This is a genomic window from Caballeronia sp. AZ1_KS37 (assembly GCF_023631165.1).
Classification (GTDB): Bacteria; Pseudomonadota; Gammaproteobacteria; order Burkholderiales; family Burkholderiaceae; genus Caballeronia; species Caballeronia zhejiangensis.
In genome coordinates, this window is record NZ_JALQDP010000038.1 from 68,657 (window position 1) to 94,583 (window position 25,927).

Consider the following 25,927-nt stretch of genomic DNA (forward strand, 5'->3'; position numbering starts at 1 on the left):
CTCATGACCGCGCAGCACCACGATGACGACGCCGCGACTTACGGCACCTTCAAGGATCTCGTCAACATGACGCCCGCTCAACTCGAAAAGTGGCTCGCGACCGACGAGTCGCGCGAAGTCGGCCAGAAGAACGGCGGCGGCGAATCGGTGGGGCACAAGTCGGGTCGGCATATCATCGACATTCTCGGCAAGAAGAAGGCCGATCTCGGCGAAGACGACTACGCGCACATGCGCAAGGTCGTCGGTTACATCAAGCGGCACCTCGCGCAGCGCCCGCACGAAGTCGAGCATTCGCACTGGCGATACTCGCTGATGAACTGGGGCCACGATCCGCTGAAGTAGGCTGCCGTCATTCGTGCCGCGCATTCGGCAGCATCAGCCGCTATGCTTGTCGAAAACGGAGCGAGACATGAATCAGACGAACTGGTACGCCGAAAGCGATTGCTCACTCGATGAATTCGCGAGCCTGCTCGAGCGCGACGCGCGACCCAAGCTGACATTCGCCTCGGACATTCAGCGCGGCATTCCGTTATATGACTGCGGCGCGCTCGCCCCCGCGCTGGACGATTCATCGACATGCATGGCGTTGCAGGCGGAATGGGCCACGGTCCTGCGCGATGGCGCAGGCGTGTTCGTGCTCAAGCATGCGTATGCGGATGTCGATCCTATCGACGAGGCCGCCGCGATCTTCGAATCGATCATCCGGCAAGAGCGCGAACGCGGTGCGAGCGCCGCCGATCACTTCGCGAAGGCGGGCGCGAACGATCGTATCTGGAATGCGCAGGAAAAGCTCTGTCTGCACGCGCCGCGCGTGTTCGCGCGTTACTTTGCGAACCGGTTCATCGAATGCGCGGCGCTTGCATGGCTCGGCCCCGGTTTTCAGATGACATCGCAAGTCAATGTCGTGCGTCCGGGCGGCGACGCGCAGCAGGCGCATCGCGACTATCACCTCGGTTTCCAGACTACCGATGAAGTGCGGCGCTATCCGGCGCATGTTCACGCGATCTCGCCGTATCTCACGCTGCAAGGCGCGGTCGCACATAGCGACATGCCTGTGGAAAGCGGTCCGACGAAGCTGCTGCCGTTTTCGCAGCGCTATGCGCAAGGGTATCTCGCGTGGCGGCGCGCGGACTTCCGCGAATACTTCGAAGCGCATCACGTTCAATTGCCGCTCGAAAAGGGCGATGCACTTTTCTTCAGCCCCGCGCTCTTTCATGCCGCGGGCGCGAACCGCACGCGCGACGTGCAGCGCATGGCGAATCTGCTGCAGGTGTCATCGGCATATGGACGCGCGATGGAAACGCTCGATCGCGCGCGCATGTGCGAATCGGTCTATCCGGTACTGCTCGATTTCAAGTCGACGGAAAGCATGAGCGATGCGGAGATCGATGCGGTCATCGCTGCGTGCGCGGAAGGCTACGCGTTCCCGACGAACCTCGATCGCGATCCGCCCATCGGCGGTCTTGCGCCGAAGAGTCAGCAGGCGCTATTGCGTCAGGCGCTCGATGAAACATGGTCTGTCGATGCGCTCGCGAACGCGCTGAAGGACAACGCGTGGCGGCGCAATACTTGAAGCCTTACTCCTGATAAACCGCCGTCAACACGCTTTGAGCATCGGCGAGCGCATTGTCGAGTTGCACGAGACTCGCATGACGCGCGCCGAGCGGATCGCGATTCGCGATCGCGGTGAGTATTGCCTTGTGGCGCGGCAAGGACAGCGCGTGCGTATCCGGATGACGGCTCGTCAGCTTGATCGACTCCGACAGCGCGAGCGATAACATGTGCCCGATATACATCAGCATGTCGTTGTGCGTCGCCGTCATGATCGCGCGATGAAACTCCAGATCGGGCGTAAGCAGTGCCTCGGGCGTCGGCGCATGCGACATGCGCTCGTACGCATCGCGGATGCGCGTGACATCTTCCTCTGTCGCATTCGATGCGGCGAGCGCGGCCGCCGCCGGCTCGACGATCCTGCGCACCACGAGCAGCGACTGAAAGAACGCGCCTTCATGCACGCTGGTGATCGTCCAGAAGAGGACATCGGGATCGAGCGTGTGCCATTCATCGCGCGGACGCACGACGCTGCCAAGACGCGGCTTCGACAGCACGAGCCCTTTCGCGACCAGCACGCGCGTCGCTTCGCGCAGCACGGGCCGGCTCACGCCGTAGGCTTCGCACAGCTTCGCTTCGGCGGGCAGGCGATCGCCGGGACTGAGCTTGCCGCTCACGATGTCGATGCCGAGCTCCTGCACGATGCGCGCGTGCATGCTCTTGCGAGGTTGTGGATGACGATAGTCCATGGCGTCGTCAGCGCTTCGCCGCGGAGCGATCGCCGAACGCGCGCTGCGACAGACAGAACACGAGCAGCAATGCGCCGACCGCGATCTTCGTCCACCATGAACTGAGCGAGCCGTCGAACGAGATCAGCGTCTGAATGATGCCGAGAAGAAGCACGCCGAACAGCGTGCCGATCACATAGCCGACGCCGCCCGTCAAGAGCGTTCCGCCGATGACGACCGAGGCGATCGCATCGAGTTCGAGACCCATCGCGTGCAGGCCGTATCCCGAGAGCATGTAGAACGTGAACAGCACGCCGCCGAGCGCGGAGCAGAAGCCCGATAGCGCGTACGCGCCGATGGTCGCGGCGTTCACCGGCAAGCCCATCAGAAGCGCCGAATGCGGATTGCCGCCGACCGCATAAATGGTGCGGCCGAACGGCGTGTAATGCGCGATGAACACGGCGGCCGCGAGCACGACTAGCGCGATCACCGCACCGAGCGAGAGCGACGCGCCGCTCATGACGGGTATGCGAATCTGCGATACGGCCGCATACCACGGATCGGTGATGCTGATCGAATCGATGCTGATGAGATAGCAAAGCCCGCGCGCGAGGAACATGCCCGCCAGCGTGACGATGAACGGCTGCAGGCGAAAGCGCGCGATGAGCCAGCCCATGAGCGTGCCGAATGCGGTGCCCATCGCGAGCACGAGCGGGATCACGACGAGCGGATGCCAGCCCGCTTTTTCGACGAGCGCGGCGGATACCATCGTCGTCAGCGCAATCACCGATCCCACCGAAAGGTCGATGCCGCCCGACAGAATCACGAAGGTCTCGCCTACCGCGACGACGATCAGAAACGCATTGTCGATCAGCAGATTGAGAAAGACCTGCGGCGAGAAGAAGCCGGTGTACATCACCGAGCCGAGTACCGAGATCGCGATGAACAGCGTGATTGTCGCGGCGAGCGGCAGATAGCGGCTCGTCGAGAAGCTGCGCTTCGGTGCAGCGGCGTCGCGAGGATGCGCAAGCGTGACGCCCGGCGGCTTGGGCAAGGGCGAACTCATCGGCGCACCTCGCTGCGGCCAATAGCAGGGCGGCGCGCGAACTTCACGACCGTCGCGCGGAACTCGCCCGATTGCAGCATCATCACCGCGAACACGACGATGGCTTTCACCACGAGATTCACCTCCGGAGGCACGCCGAGCGAATAGATCAGATACGTGAGCGTCTGGATGATGAGCGCGCCGATCACGCTGCCCGCGAGCGTAAAGCGACCGCCCGTGAGCGCGGTGCCGCCGAGCGTGACGGCGAGGATCGCATCGAGTTCGAGCAAGAGGCCCGCGTTGTTGCCGTCGGCGCTCTTGACGTTCGAGCTGATGAGAATGCCCGCCACGCCCGCGCACAAACCGCTGAATGCATACGCGCCGAGCGTGAGCCGTTTCGCCTGCACGCCCGCGACGCGCGCGGCGGTCGGGTTGATGCCGATCGCCTGCAGGAAGAGGCCGAGCGCCGTGCGCGTGATCGCAAGATACAGCAGCACGAACACGAGCGCGACGATCCATATCGATGTCGGCAATCCGAGCAGATAGCCGCCGCCGAAGAAGAAGTAGGGCGTGTAGTAGATCGTGATGATCTGACCGTTCGTGATGAGCTGCGCGATGCCGCGTCCCGCGACCATCAGGATGAGCGTCGCGATGATCGGCTGCATGCCCGCGCGCGCGACGAGCAGGCCGTTCCACAAGCCGCACAGCAACGCGACGCCGAGCGCCGCCACGATCACGACAGGCAACGGGAAGCGCGTGACGTTGCCCGCGACCGATCCGCCGATCGCCCACGCGGCGACCGCTCCCGCGATGGCGACGACCGCGCCGACGGAGATATCGATGCCGCGCGTGGCGATCACGATGGTCATGCCGAGCGCGACGACCGCGAGCGGCGCGGCGCGATTGAGGATATCGACGAGACTGCCGTAGACGTGACCGTTGCGCCACTCGACATGCAGAAAGCCCGGATTGAACGCAGCGTTCAGCGCGAGCAGCAGCACGAGCGTGACGATCGGCCAGCCGAGCCGATGTTCCATCATCGAACGAAGCGTCATGCGGCGCGCGGTGTCATCCATGTTCGGCTCCGATCATTTCGCATACCGTATCTTCGCTGGTTCCGGCGGGCAACTCGCCGACCTTGCGCCGGTCGCGCAACACGACGATGCGATTCGCGATACGCACCACCTCCGATATCTCCGAAGAAATGAACAGCACGGCCATGCCCGTCGATGCGAGCCGGAGTATTTCGTCCATGATTTCCTGCTTCGCGGCGACGTCGATGCCGCGCGTCGGCTCGTCGAGAATCAGAAGGCGCGGCTCGGTCGCGAGCCACCGCGCGATGAGCGCCTTCTGCTGATTGCCGCCGGACAAGAGACCGATAGGCATGTCGAGCGTCGCTGCCTTGATGCCGAGCGCGCGCACGAAGCGTTCCGCGAGCGCGTTCTGTTCGGCGCGCGTGAGGCAGCGCCGCGCGCCCATGCGTGCCTGCAACGCCAGCGCGATGTTCTCGCGCAGCGACAGCTCCGCGACGATGCCGTCCGCTTTGCGCTCTTCCGGACAGAACGCGATGCCGTGACGGATCGCCTGTGCGGGCGTCGTGAAGGAGACCGGCATGCCATCGATGCGCAGTTCGCCTTCGTCGGGCTTTTCGAGGCCGAAGAGCAGCTTCGCGAGTTCGGTGCGCCCCGAACCGAGCAGGCCCGCGACGCCCACCACTTCGCCCGCGCGCACGCGCAGATCGAGCGGTTGAAGCTGGCCTTTCTGGCCGAGTCGCGTGGCATCGAGCAACGCCGTTTCCTGCGTGGCCGTTTCGATGTCGTCGGGCGGCGACTGACGCGCCTGCGCGGCGGCAAGCTCACGGCCGAGCATCGCCGCGATGAGCGCCTGCGCGCCCAGTTCGCTCGTCGGCCATTCACCGACGCGCCGGCTGTTGCGCAATACCGTGATGCGATCCGAGATCGCATAGACCTGATTCAGAAAGTGCGTGACGAAGAGAATCGCGAGCCCTTGTTCGCGCAAGCGGCGCAGTACATCGAAGAGGCGGCGCACTTCGTCGTCGTCGAGGCTGGAGGTCGGCTCGTCGAGAATCAGCACTTTGGACGATAGCTTGAGCGCGCGCGCGATCGCGACCATCTGCTGCACGGCGACCGAATAGCTCGTCAGCACACGCGTCACGTCGATATCGAGGCCGATGCGCGCAAGCAGCTCACGCGCTTGCCCGTGCGTCTTATCCCAGTCGATGCGATAGCCATGCAGCGCGCCGCGCCGCGGAAAATAGCCTGCGAAGATGTTCTCCGCCACCGACAGGTTCGGGCACAGATTCACTTCCTGATAGACCGTGCTGATGCCGAGCTTCTGCGCGTCGAGCGGCGAATCGGGATGGATCGCGCGGCCCTCGAGCAGGATCTCGCCGGCGTCGAGACTCACGACGCCGGTCAGCACTTTTATGAGCGTCGACTTGCCCGCGCCGTTCTGCCCCATGAGCGCGTGAACCTCGCCCGGATAGAGCGCAAGGTTCACGTCCTGCAGCGCATGAACGCCGGCGAAGCGCTTGTCGATGCCGCGCAACTCCAGTACTGGCGATGTCATCGGCGGTCAGTATTTGCGGTTGGGGAATTCCTTCGCCGCGACCTCCATCGGGAAGATGCTTTCCTGCGTAACGATCCGCTTGGGCACCGACTTGCCCGCCTTGATGTCCTTCACCACGGACATCAGCTGCGGCCCGAGCAGCGGGCTGCATTCCACGGATACGTTGAGCTTGCCCGCCATCATCGCTTCGAACGCGCCCTTCACGCCATCGACGGAAATGATGATGATGTCCTTGCCCGGCTTCATGCCCGCTTCCTCGATCGCCTGAATCGCGCCGATCGCCATGTCGTCGTTGTGTGCGTAAAGCACGTTGATCTTCTTGCCTTCGGCCTTGAGAAATGCCTCCATCACTTCCTTGCCCTTCGCGCGCGTGAAGTCGCCGGTCTGCGAGCGAATGATCTTGAACTTCGGATCGGATTTGATGATTTCCTCGAAGCCCTTCTTGCGATCGATCGCGGGCGCGGAGCCCACCGTTCCCTGCAATTCGACGATGTTGATCGGCCCCGGATTGCCTTTCTCCTTCTCGACGAGCCAGCGGCCCGCCTTGCGGCCTTCCTCGGTGAAGTCCGAGCCGATGAACGTGACATAGAGCGAGTCGTCCTTGCTGCTGATCGCGCGGTCCGTCAGCACGACGGGAATCTTCGCGTTCTTTGCTTCGACGAGCACGGTCTCCCAGCCAGTCTCCACGACGGGCGAGAACGCGATCACATCGACCTTTTGCGCGATGTACGAGCGGATTGCCTTGATCTGATTCTCCTGCTTCTGCTGCGCGTCGGAGAACTTCAGGTCGATGCCGGCTTCCTTCGCGCTCGACTTGATCGACTCGGTGTTGGCGGTGCGCCATTCGCTTTCGGCGCCCACCTGCGCGAACCCGAGGACGATGGGCTTCTGCGCGAACGCGGAAAGCGGGAGCGTTGCGCCGAGTGGCGCGGCGGCCATCGCAACTAACACGGTGCGGCGTTTCATGTCAGTGGTTCCTCCATCCGTTGGCTATGTATCCGTGCCTGTTCGAATGATTATGGAATAACCTGTTAATTCGTTGTTCTATTCATCCCGATGCCATTCCGGTATTTGGGTTTTGAGACGAGCGAGGCAACGGCGCCGAGATAGATTGACTATATGAAGGTATTCGGCCAGTTTTAATTCACGTTAACCCGCTTTTACTACCGAAACAGTCATACCATCTCGCACCGCGCGCTGCGCCGCAACATGCAGATTCGCACGCGAGGAAAGAACTGGTAACGCCTGCGTAATCGCTGCTAATGGCTCGTAAGCACTCGGGGAAACGACGTTTTGCTTGTGTGATCGTGGCTTCGCGCGCTCGACGAAGATTGCTCCCGTTGCAATCCGCAACGTCCCTTATCCGAAAAGGAGCAGCATGAACGTCACCAGCCCTGCCACTCAACATACGACGCAAGCGACGTCGCACACGCTGCCGATCAAGCGCGGCACCGAAACGCCGACCGTCGAAACCGGCACGCCCGCGGCGAAGACGCCCGCGAGCAATCCGGCGCATCTCGGCAATCACGTCGATACGACTGCGTAAATCATGCGGAGGTCTTTTCGTCTTGCCCTTGCGTGCGCGGCGCTTGCGGCGTGCCCGTTCGTGCTCGACGGCTGCGCGCTCGCCGCGTTGCCGTGCCGCGCGACATCGGCGTTGCTGAAGGTCGTGCCGGTCGTGGGTCATGCCGCGTCCACGCCTTTCGACGCCTGCGCTACTGCCATCGACTGATATGAAGCGAACGATTCTTCGTTGCGCGTTTTTCGTTTGCATGGCGATGCCGGCATTCGCCGCGGCGCAGAAGCCTTTCGACTTCCGCGGCCTGCAGCTCGGCATCGCGCTCGACGCATTCCGGCGCGACGAGCCCGCGCGCGCGACGCCGCCCGGCAGCGTCGCCGTATGCGACACGGATATCGACGCGGCATCGCTCGGCATGGTGCTGCGCGATACGCACAGCCTGTCGATCGCCTGCAAGTGGGCGCATCGCACGCAAGGCGGCTGGAGGGAATCGGCGGCCGTTGTCGATGGCACGCTCGCCCGCGATCACGTATTGCGCTTCCTGGCGATGCCGGGCGATCCGTCGCCGCGGCTGTATCGCATGTCGTTCGTGATCGATGCGCGCGTCGCCGACGACTTCGCCGAAGGGTTGTCGTCGAAGTTCGGCCGAAGCCGCGTCGAACGCGCGAACGGTTATCAGACGCGCACCTGGGAGAACGCGACCAGCTCGATCACGCTGGAAGCGAACGGCGCGGCGGCCTCGGCGCGCGTGATTTATCGGCTGAAGGCGTACGAAGCGTGGCTGCGCGACACGACCGACCGGTGGCGTCTTGCCGCGGTGCACGACGCGCCCTGAATCAAAGGAGAGGATTGTTCATGAAATTCGCGACATTGCCCTGCTCGGCGTTCGCACTCGCACTGGCGGCGTGCTCATCGTCGGGCTCGCACTCGATCGTCGAGATGCCCACTTATGCGCCGGCCGTCGCGCAACCGGTCAACGTCAACACGCTGGGCGCGATCTATCAGGCGGGATCGTCGGTGTCGCTGTACGAGACTTCGCGCGCGCAGAAGGTCGGCGACGTGCTGACGATCCGTCTTGCGGAGTCGTATCAGGGCAGCAATTCCGCCGATGCCAAGGCGAGCCGCGCGAGCAGCATCAGCGCCGAGGCCGCCGACAAGTCCAGCAGCGCGGCGGCGCGGCTTGCGCGTCTTTTCAACGTCGGTTCGGCGGATACGTCGTTCAAGGGCAATGGCAGCACGAGCAATCTGTCGGCGATGAGCGGCACGCTCGCGGTGTCGGTCATCGGCACGTTGCCGGGCGGCAATCTCGTGGTCGCGGGCGACAAGATCATCGCGATGAGCGGCAATCAGGACCGGCTGCGTTTCTCGGGCATCGTCAATCCGAAGGACATCGAGGCAGGCAATTACGTCGCGTCGAACAAGGTGGCGAATGCGCGCATCGAGCAGGCGGGCGTCGGCATGCTCGCGGATTCAACGACGATGGGCTGGCTGCAACGTCTCTTCATGAGCGTGCTGACTTTCTGACGATGAAGCCGCGCGCGCTACAGGGTCGCGCGCGCCGCGATGCGCCCGGCCGCGGTCGGATCGCCGTGCGGCACGAAGATATAGCCCTGGCCCCACACCGTCTGCACGTAACGCGGTTCGGACGGATCGATTTCGAGCAGACGGCGCAGACGCCAGATCGCAACATCGAGACTGCGATCGCGATGCGCGCCGTTGCCGCGCATTTTTTCGTTGAGCTGCGCGCGCGTGAGCACGACCATCGCGTTCTTCACGAGTGTCTTGAGCAGCGCGAATTCGCCGGAGCGCAGCGCGATGCGTTCGCCGTCGCGGCGCAACTCGCGCGCGCCGAAGTCCATTTCGAACGGGCCGAAACGATAGGCCGGGCGAATTTCGGGCGCGCTCGCCGTGTCGGACGACACGGGCTCGCGGCGTCGCAGGATCGAGCGGATGCGCGCCAGAAGCTCGCGCGGATCGAAGGGCTTGCCGAGATAATCGTCTGCGCCGAGCTCCAGCCCGATGACGCGATCGAGCACGTCGGAGCGGGCCGTCAGCAGAATCACGGGGATATCGTCGCGCGCATTGCGCAGTTCGCGCAGCGCGCTGATGCCGTCCTTGCCGGGCATCATCACGTCGAGCACGACCATCGAAGGGCGCTCGGCCTGCACGCGACGGCGCAACTCCGTCCCGTCGTCGAGAACGGAGACGTCGAAGCCGTGCTGCTCCAGATAATCGCGGACGTGATCGCGCACGACGGGGTCGTCGTCGACCATCAGTACATGTGGTGTCATGCCCAAATTCTAAGCGCGACGCCGAGGCCCCCGCGACGCTTGCGAACTTTCCATTTCTTTCCGTTACGGCCTGTTTCGGCGCGCGTTTCGACGGCGCTTTACCGACGCGCGGGGCTTGTCGCGGGAATGGAACGCGCGTGCTGCGAGGCTTCATCGCGCGAAAGACGCGTCCGGTAAGAATCCGTAACGTTGCGCGACGCGCGAGACGCGCTGTAAGGCATTTGTGTACGAATAGAATTTTGGGATGGCTACATCGGTTCTTATCGTCGACGACGATCCCGCGGTGCGCGACCTGCTGCGCCGCTTCTTTCAAGAGCAAGGCATCGACGTTTCCGTGCTGCACGATGGCGCCGGTTTGCGTCGGCGTCTGGAGCTCGAACGTCCGTCCATCGTCGTGCTCGACATCATGATGCCGGTCACGGACGGCTTGCGCGCGCTGCGCGATCTGCGCGCGGCGGGCGAAGACATTCCGGTGATCTTCGTGACTGGTTGCGACAGCGTTCCGCAAAAAATCGCCGGCCTGCAATCGGGTGCGGACGACTATCTCGCCAAGCCGTTCGATCCGCATGAATTGCTCGCGCGGATCGAAGCGGTGCTGCGGCGGCGCACGGCCGCGCCGAGCCGGCCCGAACCCGCGCCGCGCGAACGCTTCGGGCGCTTCGAAGTCGATTTCGTGTCGCGTTCGCTGTTGCGCGGCGACGAGCGCATCGCGTTGCGCGACAGCGAGTTCGCGCTGCTGAAGGTCTTCATCAAGAATCCGTACAAGGTGCTGTCGCGCGTGCTGATCCACGATCTCGTGCATCGCGACGATCTGCCTTTCCGCGATCGCGGCCTCGATGTGCCGATCTGGCGTCTGCGCCGTCTGATCGAAGACGATCCGTCGCATCCGCGTCATGTGCAGACCGTGCGCGGGCAAGGCTATGTCTTCGTTCCCGATGCGGACGATTCGGCATCCGGCTGGATCGAGGCGTAGCCGCGATGCGTTCGGGTTTCTGGCAGTCCGCGCGGACGCTGCGCGGTTTCATCGATTCGCTGTTCGGCCGCATGGCGATCGTGTCGATCGGCGTGCTGGTCACGCTGCAGGTCGGATGGTTCGCGATTCTCCACGTACAAGGGCCGCACAAGGAAGCGGATGGTTACGCGCGCGCGCTGCTGATCGTGCTGGAAGCGGCGCACAACGATGTCGCGCTCGGCGGACGGCTGATGCGCGAGACGCGCGTGCATATCGTGCCGGTGTGGAACATGCCGGAGCCGCTGACGCTGCGCGATCCCGCGAAGACGCGTCACGGGCATCTCGCGCGGCAGCTCGCCAGTCGTTTGCCGCCCGGGACGCAGATCGCGATCGATATCGACGGCCATAACAAATCGCGGCTCTGGGTGCGCTATCCGTCGAGCAATGTGTGGATCGTCGCGCCGATCGATCTTCCGCCGCCCGCGCCCTTCATGACCGAAGGCGTCGTGCTGCTCGCCGGCGCGCTCGTGCTTTCGCTGATTGCGACATGGCAGTTGCAGCGGCCGCTCGCGCGCGTCGCGCAGGCCGCGCGACGCTTCGGCGGCGGCGAGCGGCCGGTGCCCGTCGAGGAAAACGGGCCGCGCGAATTGCGCGAGCTCATCGGCGCGTTCAATCAGATGATGAAAAAGCTCACCGACGCCGACGACGATCGCGCCGTGATGCTGGCCGGCATCGCGCACGATCTGAAGGCGCCGCTCACGCGCCTGTCGCTGCGGGCGAGCGTGCTCGCGAAGGACGAACGCGAGCGCGCGAATTTTCTGCGCGACATCGATTCGATGACGCGCATCGTGCAGCAGTTTCTCGAATTCGCGGGACGGTCGTCGTCGGACGGCGCGACGACCGGCGTCGATGCGTTCATCGCCGAGCAGTTCGCGTCGCCCGAGGATGGCGACGAGCCGTTGTTCGCGCTGTCGCTCGAAGCGGGCGATGCGTTTCACTTGCCGCGCACTTTCATCGACCGGCTGATGACCAATCTCGTCGACAACGCGCTCGAACATGGCGAGCCGCCCGTCGAGATTCGCACCGCGCTGCGGGATGGCGACTGGCTGATCGAAGTGCGCGATCACGGACCCGGCATTCCCGACGAGCGCCTGGACGAAGCGCTGCGTCCCTTCGTGCGGCTCGATCCCGCGCGCAGCGGCAACGGGCATTGCGGCCTCGGGCTCACCATCGTCGAACGTCTGGCGCGCGAGCAGCGCGGCCGCTGCGAGATCGCCAATGCCGAGGGCGGCGGGCTGATCGTGCGTATCGTCATTCCCTTTGATCAAACATGATGCTTGCTTCGTCCACGCGTGAGGCGCCTTTGTCGCGCCGCGCTTTCATTCGCGGCGGCGCGCGCGTCGCATTGCTTTCGACCACTTTCGGCGCGGGCGCATTGCTATCGGCGTGCGGCGGCGCGAGCGAAGAGCGCAGCGTGATGGAAACGCCGAGGCTCTCCACGGTCGAAAATTTCCGCGATGTGGCCGGCGTGGGCGACGGCTATCCGACCGTCGATGGCGGCCGCTTGCGTCGTGGCGTGTTCTATCGGTCCGGCGCACTGACACCCGGCGATGCGGACGCGGCGTTGCTTGCGCGCTTGTCGTTGCGCGCGGTGCACGATCTTCGCGTGGTGGCGGAGGCGTCGCTTGCGCCGGACCGCGTGCCGACGGACGCGGTGCGCGAGACCCACGAGATCGCGCCGATCGACGCAGCCGGCGCGACGCCCGTCGATGCGGCCGCCGCGACCGCGTGGATGAACGCGCGACAGCGTCAGCTCGTGACCGATCCGGCCGCGCGCTTGCAATTCGGCGCGCTGCTGACTCGGCTTGCGCGTGTTTCAGGCGCGCAGGTGGTCCACGGCACGGCGGGCAAGGATCGGACGGGCTGGGCGGCGGCGCTGCTGCTCGCCATCGCCGATGTGCCGCTCGATGTGATCATCCAGGACTATCTGCTGACGAACACGGCGGCAGAGACGCAGATCGATGCGCGCGTGAAAGCGCATGCGGCGCGTGCCGGGATGAATGCGCAGGCGGTCGCGCCGCTTTATCGGGCGCAAAGCGCGACGATCGAAGCCGCGTTCGAGGAGATGCACAGCGGGTTCGGGACGTTGAGTAACTATCTCGCGCAGGGGTTGGCGGTGAGTGCCGCCGATGTGGCGATGTTGCGGGCGAAGTTGGTGGGGTAGGGTGGTGGAGGATTCGAGCGCGGCCTTCCGATTCGCCGCGCGCTCCGATGTCTTACCGATTCCGCAATTGAAGCAGTTGCTCAGATAAGCTCGCTCGGTTTCTCGCCGCGCCGGCGTCGCTCCAGTCCTTCGAACGAGGCTCTCTGCCTCGCTTTCCCGCACGGGCCGTCATCGTGGCGATATGCACGCTCCCGTATCGCCTGTCAAAATCAAATCTCCTTCGCGGCGGTGCTAGCATTCCCGCCACGAATCAAGCACGCCCGCCATTCTGAAAAAATAGAACCCTGCGATACATAAAAAAATTGACGAGGCCTCGAATGGAGACACACCAGACCCGCTCACCCCGCTCGATGACCTCGCGGCTCACCTGGTGGATTGCCTCCGTCGTCGCCGCGCTGAGCGTGATGGCGGGCGTCGCCTCGTTTGCCGCCGCGTCTCACGAAGCGAACAAGCTTCAGGACGGCCATCTGCGCGAGATCGGCGCGCTCATCGATGCGAAAAAGCTGGTTCTGGATACGACCGCCGTCGCGTGGCAAGGCAGTCAGGATTCGGACGTGCGGCTCGTCATCTCGCGCCTGGAGCCTGAATGGGAAGCCGCGAACGCATCGGCACCGATCATCGTTCCGGCGACGCTCAAGGACGGCCTGCATGACCTCGAAACGCATGGCAGGCGCTGGCGTGTCGATGTCCGCACGCTGCATTCCGGAGACCGGATCGCGGTCGCGGAGCTGTCCACGATCCGCGATGAAATCGCCAGCGACGGCGCAATGCGTACCCTCTTTCCGATGCTCGCCCTGACGCCCGTGATTGTCGCGCTGGTCTTCTTTCTCGTGCGGCGGATGCTCCTGCCGGTGCGCCGTCTCGCGAGTGTCGTGGACTCGCAGGACGATGCAACGCTCGACACGCTGTCCGAGGAAGACATCCCGGCAGAACTGCTGCCGTTCGTCACGTCGATCAACCGGCTCATCGGCCGCCTGAAGGATGCGATGGCCCAGCAGCGCCGTTTCATCGCCGATGCCGCGCACGAGCTGCGTTCGCCGCTTGCCGCGCTGTCGTTGCAGGCGGAGCATCTCGGCGCCGCGGACTCGGCCATCGTCGCGCGCGAGCGTCTCGTCACGTTTCACGCCGCGATACGGCGCACTGCGCGGCTCGTCGAACAGTTGCTCGCGCTCGCGCGTTCGCAGCATGGATCGTCGATGAAGCCATCGGTCGTATCGCTGCGAGAACTCGCAACCGATATCGTGATCCAGTCGGTGAACATGGCCGAGGACAAGCATGTCGATCTCGGGCTCGAACGCGTCGACGATGTCGACGTGATCGCGGACGCGCCCGCGCTGGCCGTCGTGTTGCGCAATCTCGTCGACAATGCCGTGCGCTACACGCCGGAAGGCGGCAGAGTGGATGTATCCGTCACTGTGAGCGGACAGGACTTGCTGCTGGAGGTGCAAGACTCGGGACCAGGCATCCCCGACGACGAACTGACTCGCGTGCTCGAGCCGTTCTATCGCATCCCCGGCACGCGCACGATGGGCAGCGGCCTCGGCCTTTCGATCGTGTCCGAAACCGCGCGGCGCAGTGGCGCTCGCTTCGTGCTCCAGAACACAGAGACGGGGCTGCGCGTGTGCTATTGGCATCCGCTGCGCGAGCGGACCGCCGGGAGCATGTGATAAAAAAAAGGCGACTCGCCAGAAGAACGATGGCGAGCCGCAAGAGGGATCGGTCAACAACTACTGCGCAGGCAGATTAGCACCGGTTTCACGCGTGAAATCGCATCGGAAAGATGCCGTAAGGAAAGCGACCTTCACTGTGTGCGCGAGACCACCATACGGTCGACCAGCGCATCGAGCTTCTGCCGCGCGCTCGCGAAACGGTCTACGTTCAGACCATTGGTGTCGTAGCGCGCCGTCACGAGAATCTGCCCTTGACGCACGATCGTGAGATCGATCGCCGACAGATACGGCACCGGCTCGCTGCCGAACGCGCGCTTGTTCCAGCTCGTCGTCGCGGCGTAGACGAACATCGCCTCGCAACCGGGCGGCGACGTGCCGGGGTTATAGACCGTCGAAATCACGCCGCGCCGCTGCAACGCGACCTGCAGCGAGGGCACGAAGTCGCCTGTCGCGACGTTCTGGTTCAGTTCGATGCATACGGATTGCAACGAGGCAGGCGAGCCCGTCACCGATGTCGGCGACGAATAGTTCGACGCGACCGTCATGCCCGCCTGCACGAGCGAGCCGGCGGCATCGGCGGCCGTAATCAGCGTCCACGTACAGCCGGAAAGCGCGCTTGCCCCGAAGGCAAGGAGCGCGCGAGCGATGAGCGTGCCGAACATGCTCGGGCCGCCGAATTGAACTTGCATGGCTTGGCGTCGTATCGATGGAAAGAAGGGCGGTGTGTCTGTCGACATCACGCATCGATATCTTCCCGCGACGCGCCGTAATCCGATATGCGGAGCAAGGCGCCAATCCGGCGAGTTATTTCCAGGTATTAATCCGCGAGCGATCAGACGAACAGGGACACGATTCCGCCGATGGTCGCCGCCGCTGCAACCCATTTGCCCGCGGTGTAGAAGCCATTCGTATCGGTCGCCTGCACTTCGGGACGTTCCAGCCCGAGCGCGCCATAAGCGAACGATTTCACCGATGACGGCGGGTTGGTTTGCTGAGGGACGGCGGCATCGTCGGCCGATGTGTCCTGCTCGACGTCGGTCGTGTCATCGGCAGGCGCGGCGCGGCGGGGAAGAGGCGTATCGGCGCTCGTATAGGCGGCCGTGGTCGCACTGTTGATCTGCATCGCTGGCCTCGTCTTTATGCGCTACTGCAAAGCCGCAATAACGGCCTGTCGCGACGATGCTTGAACACGCCCGCCTTTCGGTTCCTTACCGGTGGCCCGATCACATCGGATGGTTCTGCACGAAGGTCTTGTATGCCCAGTAGGCGGCCTTCTGCGTGAGTCCGTCGCTCTGGATAAGACCGTAATCGCCTTCGCTGTCGTCGTAGAGTTCGAAGGCCTGAATCGACTGGATGTTGTACTTCGACGCGACGCTCGCGAACTGCGCCATCATCAGACTGCCTGTCATGTATGTCGCGATCTGGCTGTACGAGCCGAAGTCTGGGCGCACGCCGAACTCGTTGATCCATACCGGCTTGCCCATATCGTGCAGAAACTGGAGCACGTCATGACATCCCGTGCCGCCACATGCGTGCGTCATGTCGCCCTGACTCGAATACCAGTGCCACGACGTGACATCCCAACTCACCGCCGGATGACCCCAGGTGCCGTCCGGTTGCGAACCGTCGGCGAGCATCTGGAAGAAAGCGGTGTGCAGCCAGGTGCCGCCGAGGACGATCTTCGCGGAGCTGTCCACGGACTTCACGCCTGCGATCATCCCGCGGATCACGCCGCGCGCGAGCATGAACGACCAGTTGTTGTACTGATACCAGACGGTGCCGTCGACATTGCCGATAAGCGCCTTCGCTTCGAGTTCGTTGCCGACCTCGTAGTACTTGTAGGGGTAGCTGTTGGCCGTCTGCTGGCCGAGCGTGTAGCCCGCCTTGTAGGCGTCGTTCTCGCTGTTGTAGTTCAGGTTCATGAGCATCACCGGATACACGGTGACGCCGCCTTCTTCCATCGTCTTCGCGATGTTCGCAACCATGTTGGCCGATGTCTGGCTGTACACGTCATTGCGATAGATCGTTGCGCCGAGATCCTGCAATTGCGACAACTGCGTCTTCGCGCCCACGACGTCGTATGCGCCGCCGTTGCTGTTGTGGCCGTTCGCGCCGTAAAAGATCGAGCCACTGCCGCTTGCGGCCTTCGCGGTCGACTTCAGCGATGCCGCGCTCGTGCTCGCCGCGGCGGTGTCGGCGGGGTTGTCGCTGCCACCGCAGGCGGCAAGCACCATGCTTGCGGCGAGGGTTGCCGCAATGGATCGGGGCAGGAAGGAGGCAATTCTGTTCTTCATGGCGTTTAGTATGACTAACGGAGATGCGCGCTTTCGCAACGATCAGGGCACACGTTGAGCGCCGGGTCGAGCGATCAACGAGGCGATGCGCAGAATCGGTCGCGCATCCGAAATAGTTGAAAGAGCTTGTTAGTAATCCGAATGACTGGCTCAGGATGAACGCCATTGACGACGCGTATCGGTGCGCCGAAAAAGCCAAGCCAGTGCAGATTCGCTGAAGCAAAGCCGAGCACAAAAACGATGTGCATGCGGAATGGCCAGCGTTCGATGACGATGATCCGCGAAGGTGAATTCGCGTCGGTCATCGGTAACATGTGCAGCGATACGACTTCGATGACGTCAAAATTGCTGACGGCGGCGCGATGCAGTTCGCGCCCTGAGCGTGCGTTGCCGGTATTAAATCAGCGGGGAAAGGTTACTTTGTTCCGACGTAGAAGTAAACCCGATAGCAGAAAAAACATCTTGTGTACGGCAACATTTCGACTGGTCTTTTCTGCCGTTTATCGTTTTCTGCGTAGCCGTTTCTACTGCAGCAAGGGTGCTGATAATCGTTTCGCTTGCCTTGCTTGGATTACCATGCTTCGGCGAGAACGGCACAGGAACTTCTCGTGGCAGCAGAACTGACTCTTTGCCCGCGTGAGTCAAGGGGGATGTGCGCGCCGCTGCATCACCGGTAATGATGGAACGACAGCAGCGCGCTCGATGCAACTTACGGTGCAGCCACGCCCTGCGTCTTCGGGCTATACGACGTATAGAAGCTCGCGCCAGCCCATGTCGGCGCAGCGTCGTTATACAGCGGCGCACCTTGGCTCCAGTTCGCACCGTCGTGCCAGTCGCCGCTGCCGCTGAACTTCGCCACGGCCGGATACGGATACACCGGACGCGATGCCGTCACCTTGCTCGTCGTCGCATCGGTCTGATAGGTCATCACCGCATTCGGCGATGTGCCTTGTTCGACCCAGCCCGTGATCTGCGATACGAGATCGATGTTCGGAAAGCCTTCGCCGCCGCCGCAGTGACCCACGCCCGGCACGACATACAAACGCGAGAACTCGTTCGCGCTCGCTTCGCCCATCGTGTCCTTCACGGCCTGGTAATAGCGGATCGTGAAAAGCGGGGAGATGTGCTGATCCGCCCAGCCGTGCCACAGGATCAGCTTGCCGCCCGCGTTCTTGAACGCCGACAGATCGGGGCTCGTTGCATCGTTGAGCGGATGGTTCGCCTGCAGATAGCTCGAATAGAAGCTCGCATCGTGATAGCCGAAGGTGTCGACATTCGGCATCGACGGCGACCCCGTGAAGATCAGGTTATATGCCCCGGTCACGATCATGTAGCTGAAGAGACTGGTGACGGGCACGGCTGCGTCCGTCGAGTTCGTCGTCGGCACTTCGACACCGATCCAGTTCGCTTCCGAGCCGAACTGCGGCGAGCCGCCCAGCATGAGCATGCCGGTATTCGTATCGGTCGGGCCGCTGTAGATCTTCGAGGCCGTTGCGACTTCGGCGGCCGTCAGACAGTTGCTCGTGCTCGATGCATTGGCCGCGCATTGAATCGATGCGGGATCGAAGTGACAGGTACGCGGATCGGCGAGGAGACCATCGGGTACGTTGGCTTGACCGCCGCATGCGGCCACGACTGCCTTGTGCAGCAGTTGAGCCTTGTCGGCATAGAGCACGGCCTTGCCTGCGCTCGTACCCGTCGTGCTGTTCGATTCGACGTTCCAGCCGTGATAGAGCGAGTTTTGAATCTGGAAATGCGCAGCCGGCGCGCCCGCGACGATGCCGTTGTAATCCGACGGATAACGTTGCGCGGCCATCAGCGCTTCACGGCCGCCATCCGAACAGCCGACGAAGTAAGCGTATTTCTGCTCTTGTCCGTAGTAAGCCTTGATCAACTTCTTCGCGGCGAGCGTCGTGATGTGCTGGCCGCGATACGCAAAGTCGGCCTGCTTTTGCGGATCGGTCGACCATGTCGAATCCTGACCCGAATGACCCATGTCGGTCGCTGCCGTGACAAAGCCGCCTTGTTGAACGAGCGGGCACGTATAGCTGAAACTGAAGGAGCTTTGCTGAGTCGGATCGCTCAGATTGCCGCACAAGCCGCCGCAGCCGAGTTCGGCGAAGCGCTGTGTCCACGAGTCGACGGGCAGTGCGACCTCGAACGTATTCGAAGGCGCGAGCGTGCCTTTGACCGTGCAGAAGTTGACGGTGGCGCCGTTGACGGTCGCGGCCGTGACCGTCGCCGATGTGATCGTGCTGCCGGTGCCGCCGATATCGCTCAAATCGACCGATGCCAGCTTCGAGCAATCGACCGTAGGTTTCACCACGGCCAAGGGTGTTTGCGCGGCGTTGCCGCTACCGCTATTGTTGCCACTGCCTCCGCATGCCGTGACGACGACGGTCACGAGGCAGGCGGTTATCAGCGCCATTAATCGCTTGGGATCCAGAGCTCTCATAGTTATCTCCTAGACTTCGTTTTGATGGCGTACGGACGAACGTCGCCAGCACGCCGAAGCGTGCGGACGATATGAAACGATCGTGGTGCTACGCGCGTTCGATCAGAAGCGATGGATGATGCCGACGCCCGCCGCGAACATGCTGCGCGATGCCGACGGCGCGCTCTGGAAGCCGTCGCCGATCGTTGCGTTGGCGGCCGTCTGACGGTTCGTAGCGGTGCCCGAGGGCGCCGCCAGCGTGTTGCCGTTCGCACGCTGGAACGCTTCCAGTGCGTACAGTCCCGTGCGCTTCGACAGCGAGTAGTACTGCGAGAGATTGAACTGGTGGTACGAAGCCGCGTCGTTGATGCCGTTCGCCTTGCTGGCCCATGTATAGCTGTAGCCCGCTGCGAAGTCCCATGCCGACGTCGCCTTCCAGTGCAACACCGAGCCGACCGTGTTGAACACGGCTTCGTCGGTGAATTGCGAATTCACGCCCGGGATGTATTGAACGTTCGTGTACGTGACCGAGATGTCCCACGCGCTGTTGAACTGATAACCGCCTGCAACCGCGAAGCGCTGCTGCGCTTGTGCGCGTTGATAACCGGCCGTCACCGCCGACACGCCCGGCTGGCCCGAACCATCGGTCGCTGCCGTGCTGTTGATCGTCGTCGAGCTGCTGCTGTAGATGCCGCCGCCATTGGCCGCGTTGTTGATGCGCGAGAAGGCGACCGTGCCGCCGATCGGGCCTTGCTGGTATTGCAACGCAGCCGACCACGTCGACCCCTGATACACGCTGTCAGGCACGCCTGCAAGCGAGTACGAGCCGCTTACGGTGAAGCCATACATCTTCGGCGACGTATAGACGATCGAATTGTTCGCGCGATAGATCGTGTCGAGGCCGTCCAGATCGCCCGGATGCGCGCCGAAGTAACCGGTCAGCCAGTTCGTCGGGCTATACGGCGAGAGCAGCGTGTAGTACGAGGTGTATTGACGACCCAACGTCAACGTACCGTACGCCGGATTCGTGAGACCGACCCATGCCTGACGGCCGAACATCGCATTGGTGAACTGCGCTTGTCCGCTATTGATGTCGAAGCCCGATTCCAACTGGAAGATGGCCTTGTTGCCGCCGCCGAGATCTTCGGCGCCCTTCAAACCGAAGCGGCTACCGGCCCAGATGCCCGATCCGGTCTTGACGTTCGAGCGGCCCGGGTTCGTCTTTGCGAGATTGGTCTGGCTGCTCTGATAGACGATCGAATCGTCGACGATACCGTACAGCGTGACGCTGCTTTGCGCTAACGCCGGCGTTGCGATCGCCGCCGCATAGAACAACACGCCCGCGCTTAATGGCTTCAGTTGATGTCTCACTCTCATACACCCTCATCGTTGTCGTTGGATTGGTGAGCGATAGCATCGCGCGTAGTGCGACGATTGCCCGCCGGTGCGAACGTACGCCGATGACAGGGCATGAAAAGAAAGGGTTAACCATTGATCCGATACCGAAAGTGAAATGCAAGGTCGCGTCCGGAAATGAGGCGAGCCTTGCAGGCACAGTGTCGGAATGCCGCTTTCAAGCGACAATCGAACGCCTCACACCGAAAATCGCGATAAACAAAACTGATGGCGGCGTTAAGTCTTTGAATTGACCTTTCGACGCTTCTTTTTCGGCGCCGGGTGCTTTCGATTTGCGTCGGCATATTCGCGGATCATGTCCGTCAATGCGCGCAAGCCCGCCGGCACATGACGACGGCCGGGATAGTAGAGGCATAGTCCGTCGAGCGGCGGCGTCCAGTCTTCGAGCACGCGCACGAGGGCGCCTGCTTCGAGATCCGCGGCGACATTCCATTCGGTCAGGTAAGCGAGACCGATCCCCGCGCGCGCGGCGGTCAGCATCATGCCCGGTTCGTCGAGCGTCAGCGCGCCGTCGCCATCGATGCGTATGGATTCGCCATGCCGCTCGAATTCCCATTGATAGATCGACCCGCTCGGCATGCGGCTGCGAATGCAACGATGCGTCGCGAGGTCGGCAGGCGTGCGTGGCGGCTTGTGCTGTTCGAAGTACGCGGGACTGCCGACGACGGCGAAGCGCTGGCGATCGCCGAACGGCACCGCGATCATGTCTTGCGGTACGGTTTCCAGCAGACGAATGCCCGCATCGAAACCTTCGACGACGATATCGATGAGCCGGCCTTCGGTGACGATATCGAGCTTCATGTCCGGATAGCGCTTCAGGAACGCGATGAAAAGCGGCATCGCCTGATGCGCCGCGCCCACCGATGTATTGATACGCAACGTACCCCATGGCGTGTCGCGAAAGCTGCCGGCCTGTTCGAGCGCGTCGCGAATCGTCGAAAGCGCGGGCGCGATATTCTGCACGAATTGCGCGCCGGCCTCGGAAAGCGACACGCTTCGGGTCGTGCGATTGAAGAGCCGCACGCCGATGCGAGCCTCCAGCGCGGCGATCGCATGACTCAGCGCGGACGTCGATACGCTCAGTTCATTCGCCGCCGCGCGAAAGCTGCGATGCCGCGCGACGGAAAGAACCGCTTCGAGTTCGGTGAGCCCCGATGTTTTCATTATGCTAAATCGTTCAATATGTCATGCCGGATTGTACGTCTAGTCGAATCAATGCAAACGCCTTATCTTTTGCTCAATACATCGACCGAGCGAATTCATCATGCATGACATCGACCAGATTTATATCGGCGGCGCGTTTGTCACGCCGCACGGCAACGAGCTTTTCGAACTCTTCAATCCCGCGACAGAAAAAGTTATCGGCCGCGTGCGCCTCGCAGACAAGGACGATGCGCGCAATGCAATTGCGGCGGCGAAGCGCGCATTTCCCGCATTCTCGCGGACGGACAAGCGCGAACGTATCGACATGCTGAAGCGCATGCACGCCGCCGTCATCGCGAAAGAGGATGAGCTTTTCGAGGCCATCGTCGAAGAATACGGCGCACCGGTTTCGCGCGGGCGCTGGATGGCGCGACATGCGAGCAACGTGCTGCTGGAAGCGGCGAAGGTGCTCGAAGACTATGCGTTCGTGCGTGACGCGGGTACGGCAAAAGTAATGATGCAACCGCTCGGCGTTGCCGGGCTGATCACGCCGTGGAATAGCGACGCCGGCTTTATCTGCGGCAAGCTGGCGGCGGCGCTCGCGGCGGGTTGCACGGCGGTCATCAAACCGAGCGAAATGAGCGCGATGCAAACGCGCGTCGTCACCGAAGCGCTGCATGAGGCGGGACTTCCGGCAGGCGTGTTCAACATCGTCACGGGCCGAGGCGATATTGTGGGCGCGGAGATCAGCGCGCATCCCGATGTCGCGAAGCTGTCGTTCACGGGATCGACGGTCGTCGGCAAGACGATCCTGCGCACAGCCGCCGATACGCTCAAGCGCGTGACGCTCGAACTCGGCGGCAAGTCGCCGACGATCGTGCTCGACGATGCGAACTTCGACGAAGCCGTGCCGCTCGCGCTCGATGCTGGCTTCATGAACAGCGGTCAGGCATGCATCGCGGGCACGCGCATTCTGGTGCCGCGTGCGCGGCTCGCGGAGTTCGAAGAGAAAATCGTGAGCGCCATCGAGAAGATTCGCTCGGGCGATCCGCGCGATCCGCATACGAGCATCGGCCCGATGGTGAGCCGCAAGCAATGGGAGCGCGTGCAGCGTTATATCCGTATTGGCATCGATGAGGGCGCGCGACTGATCGCGGGTGGCGAGGGGCGTCCGGATCACGTCGGCGCCGGCTGGTTCGTGCGTCCGACGCTCTTCAGCGACGTGACCAACGACATGACCATTGCGCGAGAGGAAATCTTCGGGCCGGTGCTGTCGATCATCGCGTACGGCGATATCGAAGATGCCATCGCGATCGCCAACGATACGCCTTATGGTTTGCAGGCGTACATCGCTTCATCGGACGCCGCGCGCGCGAACGCGGTGGCGTCGCGCATCGACGCGGGGCGCGTGCTCGTCAACACGCTCGCGCATGAACCTGCTGCGCCGTTCGGCGGATTCAAGCAATCGGGCATCGGACGCGAATACGGCACGTTCGGCATCGAAGCGTTCCTCGAACCGAAGGCACTGCTGGGCGTCCGTCAAGCCCGCGACTCGAGGCCGCCCGATTCCGCGTGCTGATTGCGACGCACCGCTGTGGCAGGCCCGAAATAACGCGCGATGCAGAGCGCGTAGGTGATCAGCGCCGAGATCGTGTACATCGCGGATCGCTCCATGAAGAACAGCAAGAGCACGGCAATCGCGAGAAGCAGCATCTCGATGCGAGGCGAAATCGCGGACAGTTGCAGATCGCGGCGCTCGATTGCCGTGCCGAGCAGAATCACGAGCGGAATCAGCGCGACGACCATGTGGATCGGCTCGAGGATCGGCGCGGCAAGCAGCATCGTCATGCATGCGAGCGCGTAGTCCATGCGTTTGTCGCGGCTGCGGAAGAAGACGAGGTAACACGCGAACACGCAGATGATCGCGGCGAAGATCGTCGATGTCGCGTGAAGCGTCGCTTCGGATGCGGGCGTGCCGAGCTTTTCGGATATCGTCTGCAATGCGCCGCGCACCGAACTGTTGCCGGGCAAGCCGCCCGCGCCGAGGATGTACGTCTGCGCTCGCCCGATCTCGACGGTCAGATATTCCCAGATCACGCGAAAGCCGAGCTTGCTCGCGGTGAAGAGCGTGATCGCGATGGCGCAGACGCCCGTCGAGATTACCGTGCGCCATTCGCGTCGCAAGAGAAGCAAGCCGACGATGGCGAGCGGTGTCACCTTGAAGACGACGGCGAACGCGAGAAAGACTCCCGCGAGCCAGCGATTGCCGCGCTCGATCAAGAAGAACGACGTCACGAGAAGAAAGAAAAGAAGCTGGTTCGATTGCGCGAGATAGGCGTCATGCAGAACCGGAAAGCTCAGCATGGTCACGCCGATGAGCAGCGCGGTCACGCGCCTGTCTTCGCCGCGATAGGCCATCTTCGCGAGAAGCACTGCGCCGATGATGGACAGCACGACCGACATCGCGACCCAGGCGAGCTTCGCGGTGAACGACGGCAATAACGCGAACGGCGCAAAGATCAGCGCAAATTGCGGCGGATAACAATAGATCAGGATATCGTCGAGATTGGCGCCGAGCGTCGTCAGATAGGCGACGAGCCGCTCGTTGTTATAGATGAGCGACGGATCGTGCGGCGAATTCAGCACGCTGCTGAAGGCGTAATAGTAGAAATTGAAATCGCTGAAGGCCTTCGGATGATCGGCCGAATAACTCAGCGTGTAGTGATAGATGATGACCATGCGAATCGCGAGAAAACCCGCCGCGACCAGCATGAGCAAAGCCGCGATGATCCGGACGTTATCCGCAGATCTGGCGCCAACCCGAGCGTTCAACATGGACGTTCTCCCGTGTGCCGGCTGTCACGTTGTAAGGGCGCTGTAACGAATCCTTTGCGATTGATCCGCTATTCGTCGCATGAAATCGGGCGAGAGAACCGTTAGCGGATCGTATGGCCTACGAATCGTGACAGCATCACAGGGGCCGCGTCAATCTGGTATTTGCGCAGTGCAATGAAGAAACTGCTTTTTGAAAAATGGATGACGCTCGTGCGTTTTTATGCATGCCGCGTGTTGAAAGCAAATATCAGGCTTATCGTCACGCGGCTCGCAGTCGTCACTTCTCCGCGGCGATCTTGTCCTGCGTGCGCGTATCGAAATCGGATCCGTCATGGCGCTCATGCAACTGGCTCGACGGCTCGCCGAAAGTACGGTTCACCATGCGGCCGCGTTTAACGGCGAGACGTGCGCCGATCAATTCGGCCCAGCGGCGCACATGCTTGTATTCATGCACGGAGAGGAACTCGGCGGCGTTGTATAGCCAGCCGTTCACGAGGCCGCCGTACCACGGAAAAATCGCGATATCCGCAATGGTGTAATCGTCCCCGGCAATATAAGTGCTCTGCGCGAGACGCTTGTCGAGCACGTCGAGTTGACGCTTCACTTCCATGGCGAAGCGATCGATCGGATATTCCATCTTGCTCGGCGCATAAGCATAGAAGTGCCCGAATCCACCGCCCAGATAGGGCGCGCTTCCCATCTGCCAAAAAAGCCACGACAAGCACTCGGCGCGCTTTGCCGGTTCCGTCGGCACGAATGCGCCGAACTTCTCCGCGAGATAAAGCAGGATCGCGCCGGATTCGAAAACGCGCACGGGCGTTGCGCCGCTGCGATCCACGAGCGCCGGAATCTTCGAATTCGGATTGATATCGACGAAGCCGCTGCCGAACTGATCGCCATCGCCGATGCGAATGAGCCACGCATCGTATTCCGCATCGCGATGACCAAGCGCCAGCAACTCTTCGAGCATCACGGTGACTTTCACGCCGTTGGGCGTGGCGAGCGAATAGAGCTGTAACGGATGACGGCCGACGGGCAATGCCTTTTCATGTGTCGTACCGGAGACCGGCCGATTGATATTGGCGAATTGTCCGCCGCTTTCCTTGGTCCAGGTCCATACGGCCGGCGGCACATATTCGTTCGATGCGCTCATGCTTCAAGCTCCTTTGCAATATGAATTCGGACGAGGTTATCAGGTCGTCCGAAAACATGCTTGACCGGGCTTTGTACAATCGG

At 62.5% G+C, this 25,927-nt stretch carries 26 protein-coding genes; 11 read left to right on the forward strand and 15 right to left on the reverse strand.

Annotation, left to right across the window (positions count from 1 at the left end):
- Positions 1 to 3: 3 nt before the first annotated feature.
- Both NCS00_RS26005 and NCS00_RS26010 read left to right on the forward strand, forming a co-directional pair.
- The gene (locus tag NCS00_RS26005; protein ID WP_008346360.1) at positions 4 to 342 is read left to right on the forward strand and encodes a DUF3140 domain-containing protein; all 339 of its coding nucleotides are present in this window, start codon (positions 4 to 6) and stop codon (positions 340 to 342) included.
- A gap of 67 nt (positions 343 to 409) precedes the next feature.
- Positions 410 to 1,573, forward strand: a complete 1,164-nt coding sequence (locus NCS00_RS26010; protein ID WP_250441372.1) for a phytanoyl-CoA dioxygenase family protein — start codon at positions 410 to 412, stop codon at positions 1,571 to 1,573.
- A gap of 4 nt (positions 1,574 to 1,577) precedes the next feature.
- Here the strand turns inward: NCS00_RS26010 and NCS00_RS26015 are convergent, their stop codons facing one another.
- From NCS00_RS26015 to NCS00_RS26035, 5 genes are read right to left on the reverse strand one after another with little or no spacing between them, the layout of a single operon-like run.
- Positions 1,578 to 2,300: a FadR/GntR family transcriptional regulator gene (locus tag NCS00_RS26015; protein ID WP_033536016.1), complete on the reverse strand. Its 723-nt coding sequence runs from the start codon at positions 2,298 to 2,300 to the stop codon at positions 1,578 to 1,580.
- A 7-nt stretch (positions 2,301 to 2,307) separates the two neighbouring features.
- Entirely contained in the window at positions 2,308 to 3,345 is a 1,038-nt protein-coding gene (gene yjfF / locus NCS00_RS26020; protein ID WP_008346364.1) for a galactofuranose ABC transporter, permease protein YjfF, read from the reverse strand.
- A complete protein-coding gene (locus NCS00_RS26025) occupies positions 3,342 to 4,400 on the reverse strand; it encodes an ABC transporter permease (RefSeq protein ID WP_175980224.1) in 1,059 nt (352 codons plus the stop codon). Before NCS00_RS26025 ends, yjfF begins: the two co-directional genes overlap by 4 nt.
- The gene (locus tag NCS00_RS26030) at positions 4,393 to 5,913 is read right to left on the reverse strand and encodes a sugar ABC transporter ATP-binding protein (RefSeq protein ID WP_034470137.1); all 1,521 of its coding nucleotides are present in this window, start codon (positions 5,911 to 5,913) and stop codon (positions 4,393 to 4,395) included. The genes NCS00_RS26025 and NCS00_RS26030 overlap by 8 nt, the downstream gene beginning before the upstream one ends.
- 6 nt (positions 5,914 to 5,919) lie before the next feature.
- On the reverse strand, positions 5,920 to 6,879 hold the full coding sequence (locus tag NCS00_RS26035) for an ABC transporter substrate-binding protein (protein ID WP_175980223.1): 960 nt from the start codon (positions 6,877 to 6,879) through the stop codon (positions 5,920 to 5,922).
- Positions 6,880 to 7,291: 412 nt separating this feature from the next.
- Here NCS00_RS26035 and NCS00_RS26040 point away from each other — a divergent pair, with 412 nt between their 5' ends.
- The 4 genes from NCS00_RS26040 to NCS00_RS26055 are packed head-to-tail and all read left to right on the forward strand — an operon-like array spanning position 7,292 to position 8,956.
- A complete protein-coding gene (locus tag NCS00_RS26040; RefSeq protein WP_160172871.1) occupies positions 7,292 to 7,459 on the forward strand; it encodes a hypothetical protein in 168 nt (55 codons plus the stop codon).
- A 3-nt stretch (positions 7,460 to 7,462) separates the two neighbouring features.
- Positions 7,463 to 7,645: a DUF6726 family protein gene (locus NCS00_RS26045; RefSeq protein ID WP_033536015.1), complete on the forward strand. Its 183-nt coding sequence runs from the start codon at positions 7,463 to 7,465 to the stop codon at positions 7,643 to 7,645.
- A 46-nt stretch (positions 7,646 to 7,691) separates the two neighbouring features.
- On the forward strand, positions 7,692 to 8,267 hold the full coding sequence (locus tag NCS00_RS26050; protein ID WP_235366186.1) for a hypothetical protein: 576 nt from the start codon (positions 7,692 to 7,694) through the stop codon (positions 8,265 to 8,267).
- Between the two features lie 20 nt (positions 8,268 to 8,287).
- Entirely contained in the window at positions 8,288 to 8,956 is a 669-nt protein-coding gene (locus tag NCS00_RS26055) for a flagellar basal body L-ring protein FlgH (protein ID WP_008346373.1), read from the forward strand.
- A gap of 17 nt (positions 8,957 to 8,973) precedes the next feature.
- On the opposite strand, the gene NCS00_RS26060 is transcribed toward NCS00_RS26055, so the two are convergent.
- Positions 8,974 to 9,723, reverse strand: coding sequence for a response regulator (locus NCS00_RS26060; protein ID WP_033536014.1), 750 nt, complete (start codon positions 9,721 to 9,723; stop codon positions 8,974 to 8,976).
- Positions 9,724 to 9,967: 244 nt separating this feature from the next.
- Here NCS00_RS26060 and NCS00_RS26065 point away from each other — a divergent pair, with 244 nt between their 5' ends.
- The 4 genes from NCS00_RS26065 (at position 9,968) to NCS00_RS26080 (ending at position 14,566) form a co-directional block, all read left to right on the forward strand.
- A complete protein-coding gene (locus tag NCS00_RS26065) occupies positions 9,968 to 10,696 on the forward strand; it encodes a response regulator (RefSeq protein ID WP_008346377.1) in 729 nt (242 codons plus the stop codon).
- Between the two features lie 5 nt (positions 10,697 to 10,701).
- The gene (locus NCS00_RS26070; protein WP_175980222.1) at positions 10,702 to 12,009 is read left to right on the forward strand and encodes an ATP-binding protein; all 1,308 of its coding nucleotides are present in this window, start codon (positions 10,702 to 10,704) and stop codon (positions 12,007 to 12,009) included.
- Positions 12,006 to 12,899 (forward strand): tyrosine-protein phosphatase, encoded by an 894-nt coding sequence (locus tag NCS00_RS26075; protein WP_250441373.1) that lies wholly within the window; start codon positions 12,006 to 12,008, stop codon positions 12,897 to 12,899. Before NCS00_RS26070 ends, NCS00_RS26075 begins: the two co-directional genes overlap by 4 nt.
- A gap of 317 nt (positions 12,900 to 13,216) precedes the next feature.
- On the forward strand, positions 13,217 to 14,566 hold the full coding sequence (locus NCS00_RS26080; RefSeq protein WP_175980220.1) for an ATP-binding protein: 1,350 nt from the start codon (positions 13,217 to 13,219) through the stop codon (positions 14,564 to 14,566).
- Positions 14,567 to 14,700: 134 nt separating this feature from the next.
- Here NCS00_RS26080 and NCS00_RS26085 read toward each other — a convergent pair whose 3' ends face one another.
- The 7 genes from NCS00_RS26085 to NCS00_RS26115 all read right to left on the reverse strand — a co-directional run bounded on the left by NCS00_RS26085 (position 14,701) and on the right by NCS00_RS26115 (position 21,877).
- Entirely contained in the window at positions 14,701 to 15,258 is a 558-nt protein-coding gene (locus NCS00_RS26085; protein WP_008346383.1) for a hypothetical protein, read from the reverse strand.
- Between the two features lie 143 nt (positions 15,259 to 15,401).
- Positions 15,402 to 15,692 carry a hypothetical protein gene (locus NCS00_RS26090; protein WP_175980219.1) on the reverse strand — a complete coding sequence of 97 codons (291 nt, stop codon included), beginning with the start codon at positions 15,690 to 15,692 and terminating at the stop codon, positions 15,402 to 15,404.
- A 100-nt stretch (positions 15,693 to 15,792) separates the two neighbouring features.
- Positions 15,793 to 16,863 carry a hypothetical protein gene (locus NCS00_RS26095; RefSeq protein WP_033536012.1) on the reverse strand — a complete coding sequence of 357 codons (1,071 nt, stop codon included), beginning with the start codon at positions 16,861 to 16,863 and terminating at the stop codon, positions 15,793 to 15,795.
- A 74-nt stretch (positions 16,864 to 16,937) separates the two neighbouring features.
- Positions 16,938 to 17,168 carry a hypothetical protein gene (locus tag NCS00_RS26100; RefSeq protein ID WP_250441374.1) on the reverse strand — a complete coding sequence of 77 codons (231 nt, stop codon included), beginning with the start codon at positions 17,166 to 17,168 and terminating at the stop codon, positions 16,938 to 16,940.
- Between the two features lie 404 nt (positions 17,169 to 17,572).
- A complete protein-coding gene (locus NCS00_RS26105) occupies positions 17,573 to 19,318 on the reverse strand; it encodes a tannase/feruloyl esterase family alpha/beta hydrolase (RefSeq protein ID WP_239295315.1) in 1,746 nt (581 codons plus the stop codon).
- Between the two features lie 102 nt (positions 19,319 to 19,420).
- Positions 19,421 to 20,674 carry a porin gene (locus NCS00_RS26110; protein WP_175980217.1) on the reverse strand — a complete coding sequence of 418 codons (1,254 nt, stop codon included), beginning with the start codon at positions 20,672 to 20,674 and terminating at the stop codon, positions 19,421 to 19,423.
- 255 nt (positions 20,675 to 20,929) lie between these two features.
- The gene (locus NCS00_RS26115; protein WP_250441375.1) at positions 20,930 to 21,877 is read right to left on the reverse strand and encodes a LysR family transcriptional regulator; all 948 of its coding nucleotides are present in this window, start codon (positions 21,875 to 21,877) and stop codon (positions 20,930 to 20,932) included.
- Between the two features lie 100 nt (positions 21,878 to 21,977).
- Here NCS00_RS26115 and NCS00_RS26120 point away from each other — a divergent pair, with 100 nt between their 5' ends.
- The gene (locus NCS00_RS26120; protein WP_250441376.1) at positions 21,978 to 23,435 is read left to right on the forward strand and encodes an aldehyde dehydrogenase family protein; all 1,458 of its coding nucleotides are present in this window, start codon (positions 21,978 to 21,980) and stop codon (positions 23,433 to 23,435) included.
- Here NCS00_RS26120 and NCS00_RS26125 read toward each other — a convergent pair.
- Together NCS00_RS26125 and yghU are read right to left on the reverse strand one after the other, a co-directional pair.
- Entirely contained in the window at positions 23,396 to 24,691 is a 1,296-nt protein-coding gene (locus NCS00_RS26125; protein ID WP_239295316.1) for a glycosyltransferase family 87 protein, read from the reverse strand. The two genes, NCS00_RS26120 and NCS00_RS26125, sit on opposite strands and share 40 nt — an antisense overlap.
- A 277-nt stretch (positions 24,692 to 24,968) precedes the next feature.
- Positions 24,969 to 25,844, reverse strand: coding sequence for a glutathione-dependent disulfide-bond oxidoreductase (yghU, locus tag NCS00_RS26130; protein ID WP_250441377.1), 876 nt, complete (start codon positions 25,842 to 25,844; stop codon positions 24,969 to 24,971).
- Positions 25,845 to 25,927: the final 83 nt, after the last annotated feature.

What these genes read in the sequence shown, in the direction of transcription:
- NCS00_RS26005 (WP_008346360.1), top strand. Translation starts at nt 4, where the DNA reads ATGACCGCGCAGCACCACGATGACGACGCCGCGACTTACGGCACCTTC.
- NCS00_RS26010 (WP_250441372.1), top strand. Translation starts at nt 410, where the DNA reads ATGAATCAGACGAACTGGTACGCCGAAAGCGATTGCTCACTCGATGAA.
- NCS00_RS26015 (WP_033536016.1), bottom strand. Translation starts at nt 2,300, where the DNA reads ATGGACTATCGTCATCCACAACCTCGCAAGAGCATGCACGCGCGCATC.
- yjfF (WP_008346364.1), bottom strand. Translation starts at nt 3,345, where the DNA reads ATGAGTTCGCCCTTGCCCAAGCCGCCGGGCGTCACGCTTGCGCATCCT.
- NCS00_RS26025 (WP_175980224.1), bottom strand. Translation starts at nt 4,400, where the DNA reads ATGGATGACACCGCGCGCCGCATGACGCTTCGTTCGATGATGGAACAT.
- NCS00_RS26030 (WP_034470137.1), bottom strand. Translation starts at nt 5,913, where the DNA reads ATGACATCGCCAGTACTGGAGTTGCGCGGCATCGACAAGCGCTTCGCC.
- NCS00_RS26035 (WP_175980223.1), bottom strand. Translation starts at nt 6,879, where the DNA reads ATGAAACGCCGCACCGTGTTAGTTGCGATGGCCGCCGCGCCACTCGGC.
- NCS00_RS26040 (WP_160172871.1), top strand. Translation starts at nt 7,292, where the DNA reads ATGAACGTCACCAGCCCTGCCACTCAACATACGACGCAAGCGACGTCG.
- NCS00_RS26045 (WP_033536015.1), top strand. Translation starts at nt 7,463, where the DNA reads ATGCGGAGGTCTTTTCGTCTTGCCCTTGCGTGCGCGGCGCTTGCGGCG.
- NCS00_RS26050 (WP_235366186.1), top strand. Translation starts at nt 7,692, where the DNA reads ATGCCGGCATTCGCCGCGGCGCAGAAGCCTTTCGACTTCCGCGGCCTG.
- NCS00_RS26055 (WP_008346373.1), top strand. Translation starts at nt 8,288, where the DNA reads ATGAAATTCGCGACATTGCCCTGCTCGGCGTTCGCACTCGCACTGGCG.
- NCS00_RS26060 (WP_033536014.1), bottom strand. Translation starts at nt 9,723, where the DNA reads ATGACACCACATGTACTGATGGTCGACGACGACCCCGTCGTGCGCGAT.
- NCS00_RS26065 (WP_008346377.1), top strand. Translation starts at nt 9,968, where the DNA reads ATGGCTACATCGGTTCTTATCGTCGACGACGATCCCGCGGTGCGCGAC.
- NCS00_RS26070 (WP_175980222.1), top strand. Translation starts at nt 10,702, where the DNA reads ATGCGTTCGGGTTTCTGGCAGTCCGCGCGGACGCTGCGCGGTTTCATC.
- NCS00_RS26075 (WP_250441373.1), top strand. Translation starts at nt 12,006, where the DNA reads ATGATGCTTGCTTCGTCCACGCGTGAGGCGCCTTTGTCGCGCCGCGCT.
- NCS00_RS26080 (WP_175980220.1), top strand. Translation starts at nt 13,217, where the DNA reads ATGGAGACACACCAGACCCGCTCACCCCGCTCGATGACCTCGCGGCTC.
- NCS00_RS26085 (WP_008346383.1), bottom strand. Translation starts at nt 15,258, where the DNA reads ATGCAAGTTCAATTCGGCGGCCCGAGCATGTTCGGCACGCTCATCGCT.
- NCS00_RS26090 (WP_175980219.1), bottom strand. Translation starts at nt 15,692, where the DNA reads ATGCAGATCAACAGTGCGACCACGGCCGCCTATACGAGCGCCGATACG.
- NCS00_RS26095 (WP_033536012.1), bottom strand. Translation starts at nt 16,863, where the DNA reads ATGAAGAACAGAATTGCCTCCTTCCTGCCCCGATCCATTGCGGCAACC.
- NCS00_RS26100 (WP_250441374.1), bottom strand. Translation starts at nt 17,168, where the DNA reads ATGACCGACGCGAATTCACCTTCGCGGATCATCGTCATCGAACGCTGG.
- NCS00_RS26105 (WP_239295315.1), bottom strand. Translation starts at nt 19,318, where the DNA reads ATGAGAGCTCTGGATCCCAAGCGATTAATGGCGCTGATAACCGCCTGC.
- NCS00_RS26110 (WP_175980217.1), bottom strand. Translation starts at nt 20,674, where the DNA reads ATGAGAGTGAGACATCAACTGAAGCCATTAAGCGCGGGCGTGTTGTTC.
- NCS00_RS26115 (WP_250441375.1), bottom strand. Translation starts at nt 21,877, where the DNA reads ATGAAAACATCGGGGCTCACCGAACTCGAAGCGGTTCTTTCCGTCGCG.
- NCS00_RS26120 (WP_250441376.1), top strand. Translation starts at nt 21,978, where the DNA reads ATGCATGACATCGACCAGATTTATATCGGCGGCGCGTTTGTCACGCCG.
- NCS00_RS26125 (WP_239295316.1), bottom strand. Translation starts at nt 24,691, where the DNA reads ATGTTGAACGCTCGGGTTGGCGCCAGATCTGCGGATAACGTCCGGATC.
- yghU (WP_250441377.1), bottom strand. Translation starts at nt 25,844, where the DNA reads ATGAGCGCATCGAACGAATATGTGCCGCCGGCCGTATGGACCTGGACC.